A 14,261-nucleotide genomic window follows, 5' to 3' on the forward strand; every position below is an offset into this window, starting at 1 on the left:
TCCCCGTTTAGACCTGTGTCCGAGCGAAACGGGGAGTGATTCCCCGCATCGCCCATCCGAGGCTCCGGGACTTTTCGTCCGGGGCTCCGAGGCTCCTGGACCGTACGTCCGCCGTACGTCCGGAGGCTCGACCACAAGCTTGAGGAGAGCCGCCGTGGGAACCGCCACCGCTGAGCAGCGCCGCACGCCCCGCCCGCGGGCCGACGCCCTGCGCAACCGGGAGCGGATCGTCGCCGCCGCACGCGAGATGTTCGTCGAGTTCGGCCCCGACGTGCCGCTCGACGAGGTCGCCCGCCGGGCCGGCGTCGGCAATGCCACGGTCTACCGGCACTTCGCCGACCGTTCCGAACTGGTCCACCAGGTCGTCCTGATGGTCACCGACCGCGTCTCGGCGCACGCCGAGGAGGCGATCGCGGCGGCCGAGGCCGACGCGAGCGTCTCGTTCGAGGCCCTGCGCCGGTTCGTACATGCCTCCGCCGACGAGCGGATCGGCGCCCTGTGCCCGATCCTCCAGGCGGCCTTCGACCCTGATCACCCGGATCTGGTCGATGCCCGTGAACGGCTCGAAGCCGTGATCGACGGGCTCATGCAAAGGGCGCGCGCGGCCGGGCAGCTGCGCACCGACATCGCCGTCGGGGACCTGATGGTCGCCCTCTCACAGCTCACGAGGCCGCTGCCCGGCACGGCGTGCCCGAACATGGACCGTTTCGTCCACCGCCATCTGCAGCTGTTCCTGGACGGCCTGATGGCGCCGGCCCGCTCCGAGCTGCCCGGTGAGGCGGCGACCTTGGAGGACCTCCGCCAGTCCTGAGTCCTGCCTGACCACGCTCGATCTCACGCCTGAACACGCTCGACTTCACGTCTGACCACGCACGACTTCGCCCTGCGCAGCGCGCGTCGCTTTTTCGTCGTTTTTCACCACTCGTATCGCTAGGTGGCTACTCCCATGTCAGAAACAGATCCCAGGCGCTGGAAAGCGCTGATATTCATCGCGCTCGCGCAGCTCATGGTCGTCCTCGACGCGACCATCGTGAACATCGCGCTGCCCTCCGCCCAGCAGGACCTGGGCATCTCGGACGGCAACCGCCAGTGGGTCATCACGGCCTACGCCCTGGCCTTTGGTGGTCTGCTGCTCTTCGGCGGCCGCATAGCCGACCTCTGGGGCCGCAAGCGCACCTTTGTGACCGGCCTTGTCGGCTTCGCCGCGGCCTCCGCGCTCGGCGGCGCCGCGACCGGCGAGGCGATGATGCTGGGCGCCCGCGCCCTGCAGGGTGTGTTCGGCGCGCTGCTCGCGCCCGCCGCCCTCTCGCTGCTCGCCGTGATGTTCACCGATGCCAAGGAGCGCGCCAAGGCGTTCGGCATCTACGGTGCGATCGCCGGTGGCGGTGGCGCCGTGGGCCTCATCCTCGGCGGCTTCCTCACCGAGTACCTGAACTGGCGCTGGACGTTCTTCGTGAACATCCCGTTCGCCGCGGTCGCCGCACTCGGCGCCTACTTCGTCATCCGTGAGCCGGCCGGCGCCCGCAACCGCTCGCCGCTCGACATCCCCGGCGTCGTCCTGTCGACCCTCGGTCTGGTCTCCCTCGTCTACGGCTTCACGCGTGCCGAGTCGGCCGGCTGGTCGGACTCCCTGACGATCGGCATGTTCGTCGGCTCCGCCGTCCTGCTCGCCGCGTTCGTCTTCACGGAGGCCAGGGTCAAGTCGCCGCTGCTCCCGCTGCGCGTCCTGACCGAGCGCAACCGCGGTGGCGTCTACCTGTCGCTCGGCCTCGCGATCATCGCGATGTTCGGCCTGTTCCTCTTCCTCACCTACTACCTGCAGATCGTCAAGGGCTTCTCGCCGGTCAAGACCGGCTTCGCCTTCCTGCCGATGATCGTCGGCATGATCACGGGCTCCACGCAGATCGGCGCCCGGCTGATGACCCGCGTCGCGCCGCGGCTCCTGATGGGCCCCGGCTTCGTGGTCGCGGCCGTCGGCATGCTGCTCCTGACGCAGCTGGAGATCGGCACCTCGTACGCCGGTCTGATCCTGCCCGCGCAGCTGCTGCTCGGTCTCGGCATGGGTACGGCGTTCATGCCCGCCATGTCGCTTGCCACGCACGGTGTCGAGCCGCGTGACTCCGGTGTCGCCTCCGCGATGGTCAACACCTCGCAGCAGGTCGGCGGCGCCATCGGCACCGCTCTCCTGAACACCATCGCCGCCTCCGCCACGACCGCGTACATCGCGGACCACGCGGCGGGCGCGAGGACTCCCGCGGCCCAGCAGCTGGTCCAGGCGCAGGCCATGGTCGAGGGCTACACCAGCGCGATCTGGTGGGCCGTCGGCATCCTGGCAGCCGCCGCCGCGATCGCCTTCACCCTCATCAACACCGGCGCCCAGAGCGGGGCTCCGGCCGCCTCGGGCGACGGTGAGGGCGTGGAGGACGAGGTGCGGATCCCGGTGGTCGCGCACTGACGCACTGAAGTACCGACGTACGTCAGTGCTGACGCACTGACGTACCGACGACGGGGAGGCTCAGCGGAGCCAGGGCAGGTCCGCGCCCGCCTCCTTCGGCTGAAGTCCCTCGGCGACGATCACCATGATCTCGCCGAGGGACTTCTGCTGTTCCGGGGTGAGCCGGTCGAAGAGGGCCTGGCGTACGGCGGTGACGTGGCCGGGGGCGGTCCTGCGCAGCACCTCGTACCCGTCGTCGGTGAGGATCGCGAACTGGCCGCGCTTGTCGGAGGGGCAGTCCTCGCGGCGCACCCAGCCGTTCTTCTCCAGGCGTGCGATGGCGTGCGAGAGCCGGGACCGGGTGATCTTGGTGTTCTTCGCGAGTTCCGTCATGCGCAGCCGCCGCCGTGGGGCGACGGAGAGCTGGACGAGGAGTCCGTAGTAGATGTGCGGCATGCCGGCGTCGCGTTGCAACTGGCGGTCGAGGTGGTCCTCCAGGAGCGTGGTGGCCTGCAGATACGCGAGCCAGGTGCGCTGTTCCCCGTCGTCGAGCCAGCGCGGTTCCCCGTCGGGGGGAGAAGTGGGTGCCGTGTCCATGTACTCCACTGTACGCAGCCCTTCCTTGAAAGTTAAACAATGAAGGAGTAGGGTCATCGTCTAGCGAAAGCTTGAGAGTTAAAGTAAATCGTTCTCGTACGTTCTCGGAGGTGCCGCCATGACCGCAACCCAGGAGCGCATGCCCGCCCTGTACCTCAGTCACGGCGCACCGCCGCTGGCCGACGACGCGCTCTGGCCCGGCCAGCTCCGCGCCTGGTCCGCGGAGCTGCCGCACCCCAAGGCCATCCTCATGGTCTCCGCACACTGGGAGGAGGCCCCGCTCGCGCTCGGCGCGATCGAGACGGCGCCGCTCGTGTACGACTTCTGGGGTTTTCCCGAGCACTACTACCAGGTGACGTACGCCGCGCCGGGCGCCCCTCAACTGGCCGATTCCGTACGCAAATTGCTGCGCGGGGCCGGTACGCCGGTGCAGGACATCCCGGATCGCGGGCTCGACCACGGAGCGTACGTCCCTCTCGTCGAGATGTACCCGGGCGCGGACATCCCCGTACTCCAGATCTCCCTGCCGACCCTCGACCCGCGGCGCCTGATGGACATCGGCCGCAAGCTGGCGCCGCTGCGGGACGAGGGCGTGCTGATCGTCGGAAGCGGCTTCTTCACGCACAACCTGGCGGCGCTGCGGCAGGGCGGTACGCCGTCGTGGTCCGTGGAGTTCGACGCGTGGGGGCACGAGGCGCTCGACGCGGGCGACGTGGACGGGCTGCTCGACTTCCGGCACAAGTCCCCGGCGGGCGAGCTCGCGCATCCGCGCACGGAGCACTTCGCGCCGCTGTTCGTGACGCTGGGGGCCGCGGAGGCCGCGGGGGATCTCGGCGGGCAGCGGAGTGTGATCGACGGGTTCTGGATGGGTCTCGCCAAGAGGTCGGTGCAGTTCGGCTGACGGGTGTGCCGCTCTCTGGTGTCTCTGGGCCCTAGACGAGCGGCTCGCTGATCTCGATCGCGCGCAGGGCCGCCGTCAGGGCCTGTTCGTCGCCCACGTCCAGTGCCGTGTCGGCGAACTTGATGACGTGCTCGTCGCCGTGCGCCAGGGCCCGCTCGAAGACCTCATCGGGGGCGAAGGTGCCGGGCGCCGTGTACGCGACCGGGGCGTCCGGGGCGTACATCGAGGTCACGGCGGCCGATGCCGTCCAGGCCGCGTGCAGGCTCGGCGCCCACAGAGTGCGGGGCAGTGCGGGCAGGGCGCGGAGGACGGCGTTGGGCGCGGTCGACGCGTGCACCAGCATCGTCTCCTCGCCGTGGCCGTGGGTGGCATACCGGTGGGTGGCCGCCCGCACCAGCTCGGTCAGCCTGCGGTGCGCCTCGTCGGGGTCGGTCACGTCGGCGGCCCACACGGGGAGGCCCGCGACCCGGCCGAGCCTGTCGGGGAAGCTGCCGCTGTCCCGGACGGGGATGGGCTCGACCGAGTCCAGGGCCGCGGCAGCGTTGCCGGTGTTCGCCGGCAGGAGTTCCACGCCGGTGACGGGGTGGTGGCGGGCGGCCCAGTAGCCGAGGCCGTGGGCGAGTTCGGTGCGGCGGGGCAGCGTCTCCCCGCCGCTCAGGAGCGTGCGCACCGCGTGGCCCACCCGGATCACCGGGTGCGTGGAGCCGCCGTACATGCCGGGCAGCAGGAGCGGCCACCAGGCGGCCAGGACATCGCGCCACGGGCGTTCGCCCAGCTCACGGTCGAAGTACGCGATCCAGTCCGCCGCGCGGTGCGGATCGCCGAGGGCCTCGCGCCAGTTGTCGCCGGTGATTGATTCCACCGGGCTCGGGTACTCCTCCAACTTCGGCGCGTACAGGTCGAGCCAGCGGTGAACGGCACCGGACCGGCCGTGCGCGGCGAGTGCCTCGACGGCCATCGGTGCGTGGTTGGTGAGCCGTCCGAGCCGCTCGGGGCCCGAGGCGTGCAGGCGCTGCAGGGCTTCGTCGAGGATGCCGGTCGGGTCGGCCGGGACGGCTGCCGGAGTGTCGGCTGAAGCGTCCGCTGCGGTGTTCGCTGAGGTGTCGGCTGTGGCGTCCATGGCGGGCACGGTAGGCGGGGCGCGCGCGGGGCGTAACGGCCTTGCGGCCTAGGTCAGGGCCTAAGTCAGGGCTTAGGACAGGCCTGGTCGGGACCTAGGACCCGCGTCAGGCGCCGGGGCCCAGGGGACGCTCGTACCAGGCGACGTCCCAGTAGCGGCCGAACTTGCGGCCCACCTCGCGGTACGTGCCGACGTGCCGGAAGCCGAAACGTTCGTGGAGGCGGCCCGACGCGTCGTTCGGCTGGGCGATACCGGCGTAGGCGCGGTGCACGTCCTCGCCCTCCAGGGCCTCGAAGAGCGCCTTGTAGAGCAGGGTGCCGATGCCGCGGCCCGCGGCGTCCGGCGCGCAGTAGACGGAGACCTCCACAGAGGTGGCGTAGGCGGGCTTGACCCGGAAAGGAGAACTGGTGGCGTACCCGAGGATCACCCCGGAATCCCGCTCGCGGGCAACCAATAGGCGGTGCGGGCCGTCTTCAGGGTGGGAGAGCAGCCAAGGGCGTCGCTCTTCCGGCGAGAAGACGGCCGTGTCGAATGTGATCGCCGTCTCACGTACGTAGTGGTTGTAGATATCGGTCAGGGCCGCGAGATCGGCCTCCGTGCCCGGCCTGACCTGCACCTCCGTACGTTCCGACGGCATCTGGCCTCCCCTTGTGGCGGCACAGGGTACTGCAACGTCAGGAAAATAGATGCACGGCTTGGGAATTCTGTCCGGATTCCAGTCGTTGTTTCCATTGGAAGCAGGGCACCCGGAAGGGTGTGGTTTCCACCACAGAGGCCCGTGAAAAGGGCCGACCAGGACCTCCACACGCAAGGGAGCACGCATGGCAACCCGTGCCGTCGCCCGTCGTAAGTCCGCCTCCACCGGCGAGACCGACGCGGCACGCAGTGTTCGCGCCGTAGGCGGGGAGATCGCCGACCGCGACCTGGTCGGCATGTACCTCGACGAGATCGCGCGTACGCCGCTGCTCGACGCCGCCAAGGAAGTCGAGCTGTCCCAGATCATCGAGGCCGGTGTGTATGCCCGGAAGATACTCGACGGCGACGTCGAGGACTCCGTCCCCGGCGCTTCCGCGTCCCGTGAGGAGCTGGAGGCGCTGGTCGCCGACGGCGAGCGGGCGAAGGATGTCTTCATCCGGTCCAACCTGCGGCTCGTCGTCGCCGTGGCGCGCCGCTACCCGCGCAGCGGTCTGCCGCTCCTCGACCTCATCCAGGAGGGGAACGCGGGCCTGGTGCGCGCGGTCGAGAAGTTCGACTACGCCAAGGGCTTCAAGTTCTCCACGTACGCCACGTGGTGGATCCGTCAGGCCATCACGCGCTCCATAGCCGACCAGTCCCGCACGATCCGCCTCCCCGTCCACCTGGTGGAGGAGCTCGGCCGGATCCGCCGGGTCATGCGCGAGTTCAACCGCAAGCACGGGCGCGACCCCGAGCCGGCGGAGGTCGCCGAGGAGCTCGACACCACGCCTGCGCGTGTCACGGACGTCCTGGACTGGGCGCGCGACCCGGTCTCGCTGAACATGGGCGTGGACGACAACGGAGACACGCAGTTCGGTGACCTCCTCGAGGACACCTCCGCGGTCTCCCCGGAGCAGTCCGTCCTGACCCTGCTGCGCAGCGAGGAACTGGACGACCTGATAGGCCGCCTCGACCAGCGCACGGCCTCCATCATCAAGATGCGCTACGGCATCGAGGACGGCCGCGAGCGGACTCTGACGGAGGTCGGCAAGCAGCATGGGCTGACGCGTGAGCGGATCCGCCAGATAGAGAAGCACGCGCTTCTCGAACTGAAGAAGCTGGCTCGGGATACGGGGTTCGACGCGGCCGCCTGAGCGGCGGGCGGAGCGGACCAATAGCTGAGCCCCGGTGCCATTCCCCCCCGGCACCGGGGCTCATTTCTGCCCTCTGGGGCGGGCCCACCCCGCGCTCCGCGCGAAGCTCCCCCACCCACCCACCCGATCCCCCGCGTCAACCTCTCCACGAACAACCTCTCCCACCCACCCGCCCGATTACCCCGCGTCTGATCCTCCGCGAACGAGCTTCCCCGCCCACCCGCCCGATTACCCTGGGTAACGGGTGGTGTGTGGGTGGGAGACCTCCGCGCGAAGCGCGGTAAAGGATCCCCGCGCACCGGCCCGCAGAGTCACGCGGCGGCTGGACAGGAGACCTCCGCGCGAAGCGCGGTAAAGGGTCTCAGCCCACCGGCCTGCAGAGTCGCGCGGCGGCTGGACAGGAGACCTCCGCGCGGAGCGCGGTGAAGGGTTCCCGCGTACCGGACCGCGGCGCAGACCTCGGTTCACGTCCCCGACGCCCGGGTCAGGCGGGAGCCCAGTTCACGGAGGGAAGCCACCAGCTCCGGCGGCCCGTGGGCGACGAAATCATGCCCCGTCATAGCCAACCGCACCGCCAGCCACTCGACCGCGTCCGTCACCGTGGCACGGACGCGGCACGTAGTGGCCGTCAGCGCCTCCGGCGTACCCAGCGCCGAGGGAAACACCCCCGCGACCGCCTCCGCCGAAGCGGAGAACGTCACGTCGATCTCGTACGACGGCTGCCCCCGCCACATCGACCGCCGGATGTACTCCGCGGCGTCCCCCGCAGGCAGCTCCCGGGGAACGAAGCGCGCGCCGGTCGCGAAGGGCGACGAAACCCGGTCCACCCGGAACGTGCGCCAGTCGTCACGGTCGATGTCGTACGCGACCAGGTACCACCGCCGCCCCGTCGACACCAGACGGTGCGGCTCCGTCAGACGGCGGGACTCCGTACCGTCGCCGGAGCGGTACGCGAAGCGGAGGCGTTCCTGGCCCGCCGCCGCGGACGCCATGACCGTGAGCGTCTCGGGCGCGATGCTGGCGCCGTCCCCGCTGGTCAGAGGGGTCGTCGCGATCTGGAGGGTCTGGACGCGGTGGCGCAGGCGGGAAGGCAGGACCTGCTCCAGCTTGGCCAGGGCCCTGACCGACGCCTCCTCCACCCCTTCCACCGCATGCCCCGCCCCCGCCCGCAGCCCCACCGCGATCGCCACCGCCTCCTCGTCGTCCAGGACGAGCGGCGGCATCGCCTTGCCCGCGACGAGGCGGTAGCCACCGGTCGCCCCCTGGCTCGCCTGCACCGGATAGCCGAGGTCCCGCAGCCGGTCGATGTCGCGCCGCACCGTACGGCGGCTGACGTTGAGCCGCTCCGACAACTCCCCGCCGGGCCACTCGCGCGGGGTCTGCAGCAGGGAGAGCAGCTGCAACAGCCGAGCCGGGGTATCCGTACCGCCGCCGGAACCAACCCTTTCCGTACCCGTACCCGTACCCGAAGCCCCACCCGTACCCGTGCCCGAAGTCGAAGTCATGTCACACAGGATGCCGCGCATCTAGGACATGTCCTGGCCTATATGGCTTCTAGTCTCTTCCCATGACTTACAGCAGCCCCGCCACAACACCGCCCGGAACGGCGGCCGCCGCCGCCGACCGGCGCCGATGGTTCGCCCTCGCCATCGTGATGACCGCGGCCTTCATGGACCTCGTCGACGTCACCATCGTCAACATCGCGATCCCCTCCATCCAGGAGGACGCGGGCGCCTCGTACAGCCAGATCCAGTGGATCACCGCGGGCTACGCGCTCGCCTTCGCCGCCGGACTCATCACCGGCGGGCGGCTCGGCGACATCCACGGGCGCAAGCGGATGTTCCTCATAGGGATCGCGGGCTTCACGCTCGCCTCCGCGCTCTGCGGATTCGCCGCGAACCCGGAGATGCTGGTCGCGTCGCGGATCCTGCAGGGCGCCATGGCCGCGATGATGGTGCCGCAGGTCCTGTCGATCGTGCACGCCACCTTCCCCGCGCACGAGCGGGGCAAGGTCTTCGGGCTCTTCGGGATGATCGTGGGCCTGGGCGCCGTATCGGGACCGTTGCTCGGCGCGCTGCTCACGCAGTGGAACATCTTCGGGCTCGAATGGCGGCCGATCTTCCTCATCAACCTGCCCGTCGGTATCGCGGGGCTGATCCTCGGCAGCAAGTTCATCAGCGAGTCCAAGGCGCCCAAGGCGCTCAAGCTCGACCTTGTCGGCGTCGTCCTGGTCACGCTCGGCCTGCTCATGGTGCTCTACCCGCTGACCCGCGGGCGCGAGCTGGACTGGCCGCTGTGGGGCTACGCCATGATGGCGGGCGGACTCGTCGTCTTCGGCGCGCTCATCGCGTACGAGAAGGCGAAGGCGGCGAAGGACGGTTCGCCGCTCGTGGAGCTGTCCCTGTTCAAGGTGAAGAGCTTCGCCGCGGGTATCGCGGTGCAGACCGTGTTCGGGGTCGCGATGGGCATCTTCTTCCTGGTCTGGACGGTCTACATGCAGACGGGACTCGGCTGGAGCGCGCTGCGGGCGGGCGTCACCGGGGTGCCGTTCTCGATCGCCGTCTCGGTGGCGGCCGGGATGTCCGTGCAGAAGCTCGTGCCGCGCTTCGGGCGCAAGGTGCTGCAGGGCGGCGCGCTCATCATGGCCACCGGCGTGCTGCTCTACATCTGGGAGGCGGACCGGTACGGCGCGGACATCGCGTCCTGGCAGATGGCGCTGCCGCTGCTCGTGATGGGCGCCGGCATGGGATTCATCGTCGCGCCCCTGACGGACGCCATCCTCTCGGACGTGCCGCGCGAGCACTCGGGGTCCGCGTCCGGGCTGCTCAACACCGTGCAGCAGATGGGCACGGCGCTCGGGCTCGGCCTGGTCTCGGTCGTCTTCTTCGGCATGATCGACGAGAAGGCGGCGCGCAGTGAGGTGCCGATGGAGATCGTGGGCGCGTTCCAGAACTCGCTGTGGTGGGTCGTCGGCGTACTCGTCGCCATCTTCCTGTTGATGTTCGCCCTGCCGGGCAAGCCGCGTCAGCACGTCGAGGGCGGCGGTGACGAGGGCGGCGGTGACCAGGACGCATCCGTTGAGGCGTCGTCCGGTGAACTCCCCGAGCAGGAGCCCGCGTTGACCTCCTGAACCTCCTGAACCTCGTGGCGGTGGGCGGTCGCGGCCCGGGCGGAGCCTAGAGCTCTGCCCGGGCCGCCGTCGCGTCCAGGGATTCGAGTACGGCGCCGGGGTTGCCGCCCTTCGTGACGGCGGCCCCGATCTCCTTGCGGATGGTCGCCCGTACCGTCGGCCACGAGCGCATGCCGACCGGCTGGAACTGCGCCTGCGGCATCTGGTCGATGAACTTCCACAGCGGCCGCTGGGCCGTGTCCGCGCGCAGCGCCGACGACGCGGAGCTGGTCACCGGGAGCGCGGCCTGGCCGCCGCCGTACGCCTTCGCGGACTTGCGGCCGTAGAGGTAGCCGAGGAACGTGCCGCACGCGTCGCCGCGGCCGTTCTGCTTGAACGCCATCAGCCAGTCGCTCAGGCCGACCGGGGCCGCCGCCCCGCCGAGGCGGGTGGGGAACGCGGCATGCGCGTAAGGGAACTTGACCTTGTCGGCGGCGCCCATGAGCACCGGGTGCGCGATCAGCATTCCGATGCCGCCGCGCATGAACTGCTCGTACGCGGCTGTCCTGTTGAGCCCCGCGGGGTCGGCGCCCGCGAGCCCCGGCGCTACCAGTTCGTCGCGCAGCCAGGTCAGCGTCCGGACGTTGCTCGCGGTGTGGAAGTCGTAGCCGGTGGCCAGGGCCGCGTAGCCGCCTTCGTCGGCCAGCAGCCAGGACAGGGTCTCGTCCTCGGCGGCCTCCGGGCCCAACTGCAGCCCGTACGGCGTCTTCACGCCGATCCCCTTCAGCGCACGGGCCGCCGACCGCAGCTCGTCCCAGGAGGCGGGGGCGCCGCTGATGCCTGCCTGCTTGAAGAGGGCCGTGTTGTAGAAGAGACGCGGGGTGCTGGCGAGGAACGGGATGCCGTACTGGATGTGCTTGACCGATCCCGCCTCGGCGTACGAGCGGGTGAAGTCGGCCTCGGTGCGGATGTCGAAGAGGTCGGAGGTGCTGTAGAGCTGGTCGTCCTCGGCGTAGGGGGCGAAGACGTTCGACTGTGCGATGTCGGGGGCGTCGCCGTCCTTCACGCGGCGGGCCAGCGTCCGGTCCAGCTTGTCGAAGGGGACGCGTTCCAGGGCGATCTTGACGGTGGGGTGCGCCTTCTCGAAGGCGTCGACCAGGCCGTCCCACTGGTCGCCGATGGAGGAGCCGACGCTCTTGTCGTAGCTGGCGACGAGGAGTTCGAGGGTGGTGGTGTCGTCGGCGGACGAGCAGCCGGTGAGGCCGAGTCCGAGGCCGAGCGTGGAGGCGCCGGCGAGGCCGGTGAGGGCGGCCGAGTTGGTCAGGAACTGTCGACGACGCACCGGGCTAGCCACCTTCTTGGACGTACTTGATCTGCCATCTGAACTGCTGTCTGAACTGCTGTCTGAACTGCCGTCTGGTCTGGCATCTGGTCTGCCGTCTGATCTGTCATCGCACTCATGCGGTGGCAGATTCTGCCACACAGGCATAATGCGCCGGACTGGCCCTGCTCCTTCAGCTTCCGCCGGCTGGCATAACCTGCCTCGCATGCCCGCAAGTTCGCTCAACCGGCCCGAATCGCCTGAATCACCCGGCTCGCTCACCGAGCGGCGTAAGGCGGAGACGCGCCTGGACATCGCCCGCACGGCCGCCGCGCTCTTCGTCGAGAACGGGCTGCGGGGTACCCGCGCCGAGGACATCGCCCGCGCGGCGGGCGTCGCGCCGCGCACCTTCTACCGCTATTTCGCGACGAAGGAGGAGGCCGTCGCCCCGCTCTTCGCCGCCGGTGCGCAGCAGTGGGCCGAGGCGGTACGGGACGCACCGGCGGACTTCTCGGTGCGGGACGCGCTGCTGCATGCGGCGGCGCGGGCGCTGGTCCCTGACAGTGATGCCGCGCCGGGGGTCGCCATCGGGGACGCGGAGGCGCTGGAGTGGGTGCGGGTGCTGCTGCGGATGGTGATGGCGGGGGAGAGTGCGGCGCTGCGGGCGGTGTGGTCGGAGGCGTGCCACGCCTCGGAGGAGACGCTGATCTCCGTCCTGGCGGAACGGGAGGGCGGGGGTGAGGCGGAGCCACCTTCGCTGGAACTGCGGCTGGTGGCGGGGGTCGCCAGCGCGGCGGTACGGGTGGCGGTGGAGGCGTGGGCCTCGGGGGATGACCCGGCGGGTGGCACGAGCGGACCTGCGGCCCTGGCCGGGCATTGCATCGAGGCCTTGGAGGGCTTCGGCTGGCCGTAGGGCGGATGGACGGGGAAGCTCGTTCGCTGAGGGCGGATGCGGGGTAATCGGGCGGGTGGGCGGGAGAAGTCCGTACCTCGCCCGTACGCAGCCCCACACGCAGCCCCAAGTAAAGGCCCAGGGGCCAGAAGGAAGTCCGTCTGTGTCCGCGCAATGCCCGACCCTGTTTACTTTGCGGAAATCCCGCCGTAGCCTGCAAGGGAACCCACACACTCGGGCATCAGGTGGAGGCAAACGGACATGTACGCACCGGAGCGCCAGCAGGAGATCCTGCGGCTCGCGCGCGACGGCGGGCGGGTCGACGTGCTGTCGCTGGCCGAGGAGTTCAAGGTCACCGCCGAAACCATCCGGCGCGACCTGAAGGCACTCGACCGCGCGGGCATGGTGCGCCGCGTGCACGGCGGCGCCATACCGGCCGGACGTCTCGACTTCGAGCCCGACCTCGCGGAGCGCGAGGGAACGGCGGCCGACGAGAAGGACCGCATCGCGCACGCCGCCCTCGCCGAGCTGCCGACGGAAGGCAGCGTCATTCTCGACGCGGGCTCGACCGTCGCCCGCCTCGCCGCCTCCCTCCCGCTGGAAGCGACCTTCACCGTCGTCACGCACGGCCTGCCCACCGCCGCCCGCCTCGCCGACCACCCCGGCATCCAGCTCCACCTCATCGGGGGCCGCGTCCGCAGCCGTACGCGCGCCGCCGTCGACGCGTGGGCGCTGCGGGCGTACGCGGAGATCCGCGCCGACGTCCTCTTCGTCGCCGCGAACGGCTTCTCAGCCGAAGCCGGCCTGACCACCCCCGACCTCGCCGAAGCGGCCGTCAAGCGCGCGGCGATCGGCGCGGCCCGCCGCGTGGTGCTCCTCGCGGACTCCGCCAAGCACGGGCAGGAGCACTTCGCGCGCTTCGGCGATCTCGACGACGTGGACCTGCTGATCACCGACACCGGGCTCAGCCCCGATGACGCCGCCGCGATCGAGGCCGGCGGCACGGAGGTGATCCGGGCATGAGCGGCGCGGACGAGAACGCGAACAGCAGCAGCACCCCGCAGGTCGGCAACGAAACGGTACGTACGCGCATGATCCTCACCGTCACCCCCAACCCCTCCCTCGACCGCACCTACGAGGTCCCCTCGCTGGACCGCGGCGAGGTCATCCGCGCCACCGGCGACCGGATGGACCCCGGCGGCAAGGGCGTCAACGTGTCGAGGGCGGTCGCGGCGGCGGGGGCTCAGACGCTCGCCGTCCTGCCGCTCGGCGGTGCGCCCGGCGCGCTCGTCGACCAGCTCCTCGACGAGCAGGGCATCAAGGTCGCCCCGGTGTGGGTCGCGGGCCAGACCCGCTCCAACATCGCGGTGGCCGAACCGGACGGCACCCTCACCAAGATCAACGCTACGGGCCCCGAACTGACGTCGTCCGAAGCCGAGCTGCTGCTCTCCGCCGTGCGGGAGCGGTCCGCCGGAGCCGACTGGATCGCCTGCTGCGGCAGCCTCCCGCGCGGGCTCGCCCCCTCCTGGTACGCCGATCTCGTGGCCCGCGCACACGCCGCAGGCGCCCGTATCGCCCTGGACACCTCGGGCCCGGCGCTGCTCGCGGCGCTCGCCGAGCGCCCCGACGTCGTCAAGCCGAACGCGGAGGAGCTCGCCGAAGCGGTGGGCCGCCCCCTGTCGACGGTCGGCGACGCGGTCAAGGCTGCCGAAGAGCTGCGGGAGTTGGGCGCGCGGGCCGTGCTCGCCAGCCTCGGCGCGGACGGCCAGATCCTGGTGGACGACTCCGGCGCGTACTTCGGCAGCGCTCCGGTCGACGCCGTACGCAGCAACGTCGGCGCCGGTGACTCCTCCCTGGCCGGTTTCCTCATCGCGGGCGGCACCGGCGCCACGGCCCTCGCCTCGGCGGTGGCGCACGGCGCGGCAGCGGTGCAGCTCCCCGGCAGTGCGATGCCGACCCCCGCCGACCTCGCGCCGGACGCGGTCACGGTCACGTCGGAGGTCCCCCTGGACCGCGTACTGACGGAGCCGGCGTCATGACTCCCCATCCCCATCCCCA

Annotated in this window: 13 protein-coding genes; 8 read left to right on the top strand and 5 right to left on the bottom strand. The window is 70.6% G+C overall.

From position 1 onward, the window contains the following. The first annotated feature begins 154 nt into the window (after positions 1-154). Positions 155-811, top strand: coding sequence for a TetR/AcrR family transcriptional regulator (locus tag ACWFR3_RS05635; RefSeq protein ID WP_453733269.1), 657 nt, complete (start codon positions 155-157; stop codon positions 809-811). Between the two features lie 135 nt (positions 812-946). After that, a complete protein-coding gene (locus ACWFR3_RS05640; protein WP_453733270.1) occupies positions 947-2,455 on the top strand; it encodes an MFS transporter in 1,509 nt (502 codons plus the stop codon). Positions 2,456-2,515: 60 nt separating this feature from the next. Here the strand turns inward: ACWFR3_RS05640 and ACWFR3_RS05645 are convergent, their stop codons facing one another. Beyond that, positions 2,516-3,031, bottom strand: a complete 516-nt coding sequence (locus ACWFR3_RS05645) for a MarR family winged helix-turn-helix transcriptional regulator (RefSeq protein ID WP_453733271.1) — start codon at positions 3,029-3,031, stop codon at positions 2,516-2,518. Between the two features lie 118 nt (positions 3,032-3,149). On the opposite strand from ACWFR3_RS05645, the gene ACWFR3_RS05650 reads away from it, so the two are divergent. Then, a complete protein-coding gene (locus tag ACWFR3_RS05650) occupies positions 3,150-3,932 on the top strand; it encodes a dioxygenase family protein (RefSeq protein ID WP_453733272.1) in 783 nt (260 codons plus the stop codon). Positions 3,933-3,963: 31 nt separating this feature from the next. Here ACWFR3_RS05650 and ACWFR3_RS05655 read toward each other — a convergent pair whose 3' ends face one another. Together ACWFR3_RS05655 and ACWFR3_RS05660 are read right to left on the bottom strand one after the other, a co-directional pair. Beyond that, positions 3,964-5,052, bottom strand: a complete 1,089-nt coding sequence (locus tag ACWFR3_RS05655; RefSeq protein WP_453733273.1) for a questin oxidase family protein — start codon at positions 5,050-5,052, stop codon at positions 3,964-3,966. A gap of 106 nt (positions 5,053-5,158) precedes the next feature. Continuing rightward, entirely contained in the window at positions 5,159-5,689 is a 531-nt protein-coding gene (locus tag ACWFR3_RS05660) for an N-acetyltransferase family protein (RefSeq protein WP_453733274.1), read from the bottom strand. Positions 5,690-5,873: 184 nt separating this feature from the next. On the opposite strand from ACWFR3_RS05660, the gene ACWFR3_RS05665 reads away from it, so the two are divergent. Continuing rightward, positions 5,874-6,881, top strand: coding sequence for a sigma-70 family RNA polymerase sigma factor (locus ACWFR3_RS05665; protein WP_453733275.1), 1,008 nt, complete (start codon positions 5,874-5,876; stop codon positions 6,879-6,881). A 464-nt stretch (positions 6,882-7,345) separates the two neighbouring features. Here the strand turns inward: ACWFR3_RS05665 and ACWFR3_RS05670 are convergent, their stop codons facing one another. Beyond that, positions 7,346-8,386 carry a helix-turn-helix transcriptional regulator gene (locus ACWFR3_RS05670; RefSeq protein WP_453733276.1) on the bottom strand — a complete coding sequence of 347 codons (1,041 nt, stop codon included), beginning with the start codon at positions 8,384-8,386 and terminating at the stop codon, positions 7,346-7,348. 62 nt (positions 8,387-8,448) lie between these two features. Between ACWFR3_RS05670 and ACWFR3_RS05675 the strand changes: the two genes are divergently transcribed. After that, a complete protein-coding gene (locus ACWFR3_RS05675; protein WP_453733277.1) occupies positions 8,449-10,011 on the top strand; it encodes an MFS transporter in 1,563 nt (520 codons plus the stop codon). Positions 10,012-10,057: 46 nt separating this feature from the next. On the opposite strand, the gene ACWFR3_RS05680 is transcribed toward ACWFR3_RS05675, so the two are convergent. Then, positions 10,058-11,332: an extracellular solute-binding protein gene (locus ACWFR3_RS05680; RefSeq protein WP_453733278.1), complete on the bottom strand. Its 1,275-nt coding sequence runs from the start codon at positions 11,330-11,332 to the stop codon at positions 10,058-10,060. A gap of 205 nt (positions 11,333-11,537) precedes the next feature. On the opposite strand from ACWFR3_RS05680, the gene ACWFR3_RS05685 reads away from it, so the two are divergent. From ACWFR3_RS05685 to pfkB, 3 genes are all read left to right on the top strand, one after another. After that, positions 11,538-12,224 (top strand): TetR/AcrR family transcriptional regulator, encoded by a 687-nt coding sequence (locus tag ACWFR3_RS05685; RefSeq protein ID WP_453733279.1) that lies wholly within the window; start codon positions 11,538-11,540, stop codon positions 12,222-12,224. Positions 12,225-12,464: 240 nt separating this feature from the next. Continuing rightward, positions 12,465-13,226 (top strand): DeoR/GlpR family DNA-binding transcription regulator, encoded by a 762-nt coding sequence (locus tag ACWFR3_RS05690; RefSeq protein ID WP_453733280.1) that lies wholly within the window; start codon positions 12,465-12,467, stop codon positions 13,224-13,226. A gap of 68 nt (positions 13,227-13,294) precedes the next feature. Then, positions 13,295-14,242 (top strand): 1-phosphofructokinase, encoded by a 948-nt coding sequence (gene pfkB / locus ACWFR3_RS05695; protein WP_453733364.1) that lies wholly within the window; start codon positions 13,295-13,297, stop codon positions 14,240-14,242. Positions 14,243-14,261 lie beyond the last annotated feature (19 nt).

The organism is Streptomyces sp. NPDC055189 (assembly GCF_053606765.1).

Bases quoted from the DNA above. Each gene is read 5' to 3' on its own strand.
- ACWFR3_RS05640 (WP_453733270.1), top strand. From the start codon at position 947: ATGTCAGAAACAGATCCCAGGCGCTGGAAAGCGCTGATATTCATCGCG.
- ACWFR3_RS05645 (WP_453733271.1), bottom strand. From the start codon at position 3,031: ATGGACACGGCACCCACTTCTCCCCCCGACGGGGAACCGCGCTGGCTC.
- ACWFR3_RS05650 (WP_453733272.1), top strand. From the start codon at position 3,150: ATGACCGCAACCCAGGAGCGCATGCCCGCCCTGTACCTCAGTCACGGC.
- ACWFR3_RS05655 (WP_453733273.1), bottom strand. From the start codon at position 5,052: ATGGACGCCACAGCCGACACCTCAGCGAACACCGCAGCGGACGCTTCA.
- ACWFR3_RS05660 (WP_453733274.1), bottom strand. From the start codon at position 5,689: ATGCCGTCGGAACGTACGGAGGTGCAGGTCAGGCCGGGCACGGAGGCC.
- ACWFR3_RS05665 (WP_453733275.1), top strand. From the start codon at position 5,874: ATGGCAACCCGTGCCGTCGCCCGTCGTAAGTCCGCCTCCACCGGCGAG.
- ACWFR3_RS05670 (WP_453733276.1), bottom strand. From the start codon at position 8,386: ATGACTTCGACTTCGGGCACGGGTACGGGTGGGGCTTCGGGTACGGGT.
- ACWFR3_RS05675 (WP_453733277.1), top strand. From the start codon at position 8,449: ATGACTTACAGCAGCCCCGCCACAACACCGCCCGGAACGGCGGCCGCC.
- ACWFR3_RS05685 (WP_453733279.1), top strand. From the start codon at position 11,538: ATGCCCGCAAGTTCGCTCAACCGGCCCGAATCGCCTGAATCACCCGGC.
- ACWFR3_RS05690 (WP_453733280.1), top strand. From the start codon at position 12,465: ATGTACGCACCGGAGCGCCAGCAGGAGATCCTGCGGCTCGCGCGCGAC.
- pfkB (WP_453733364.1), top strand. From the start codon at position 13,295: ATGATCCTCACCGTCACCCCCAACCCCTCCCTCGACCGCACCTACGAG.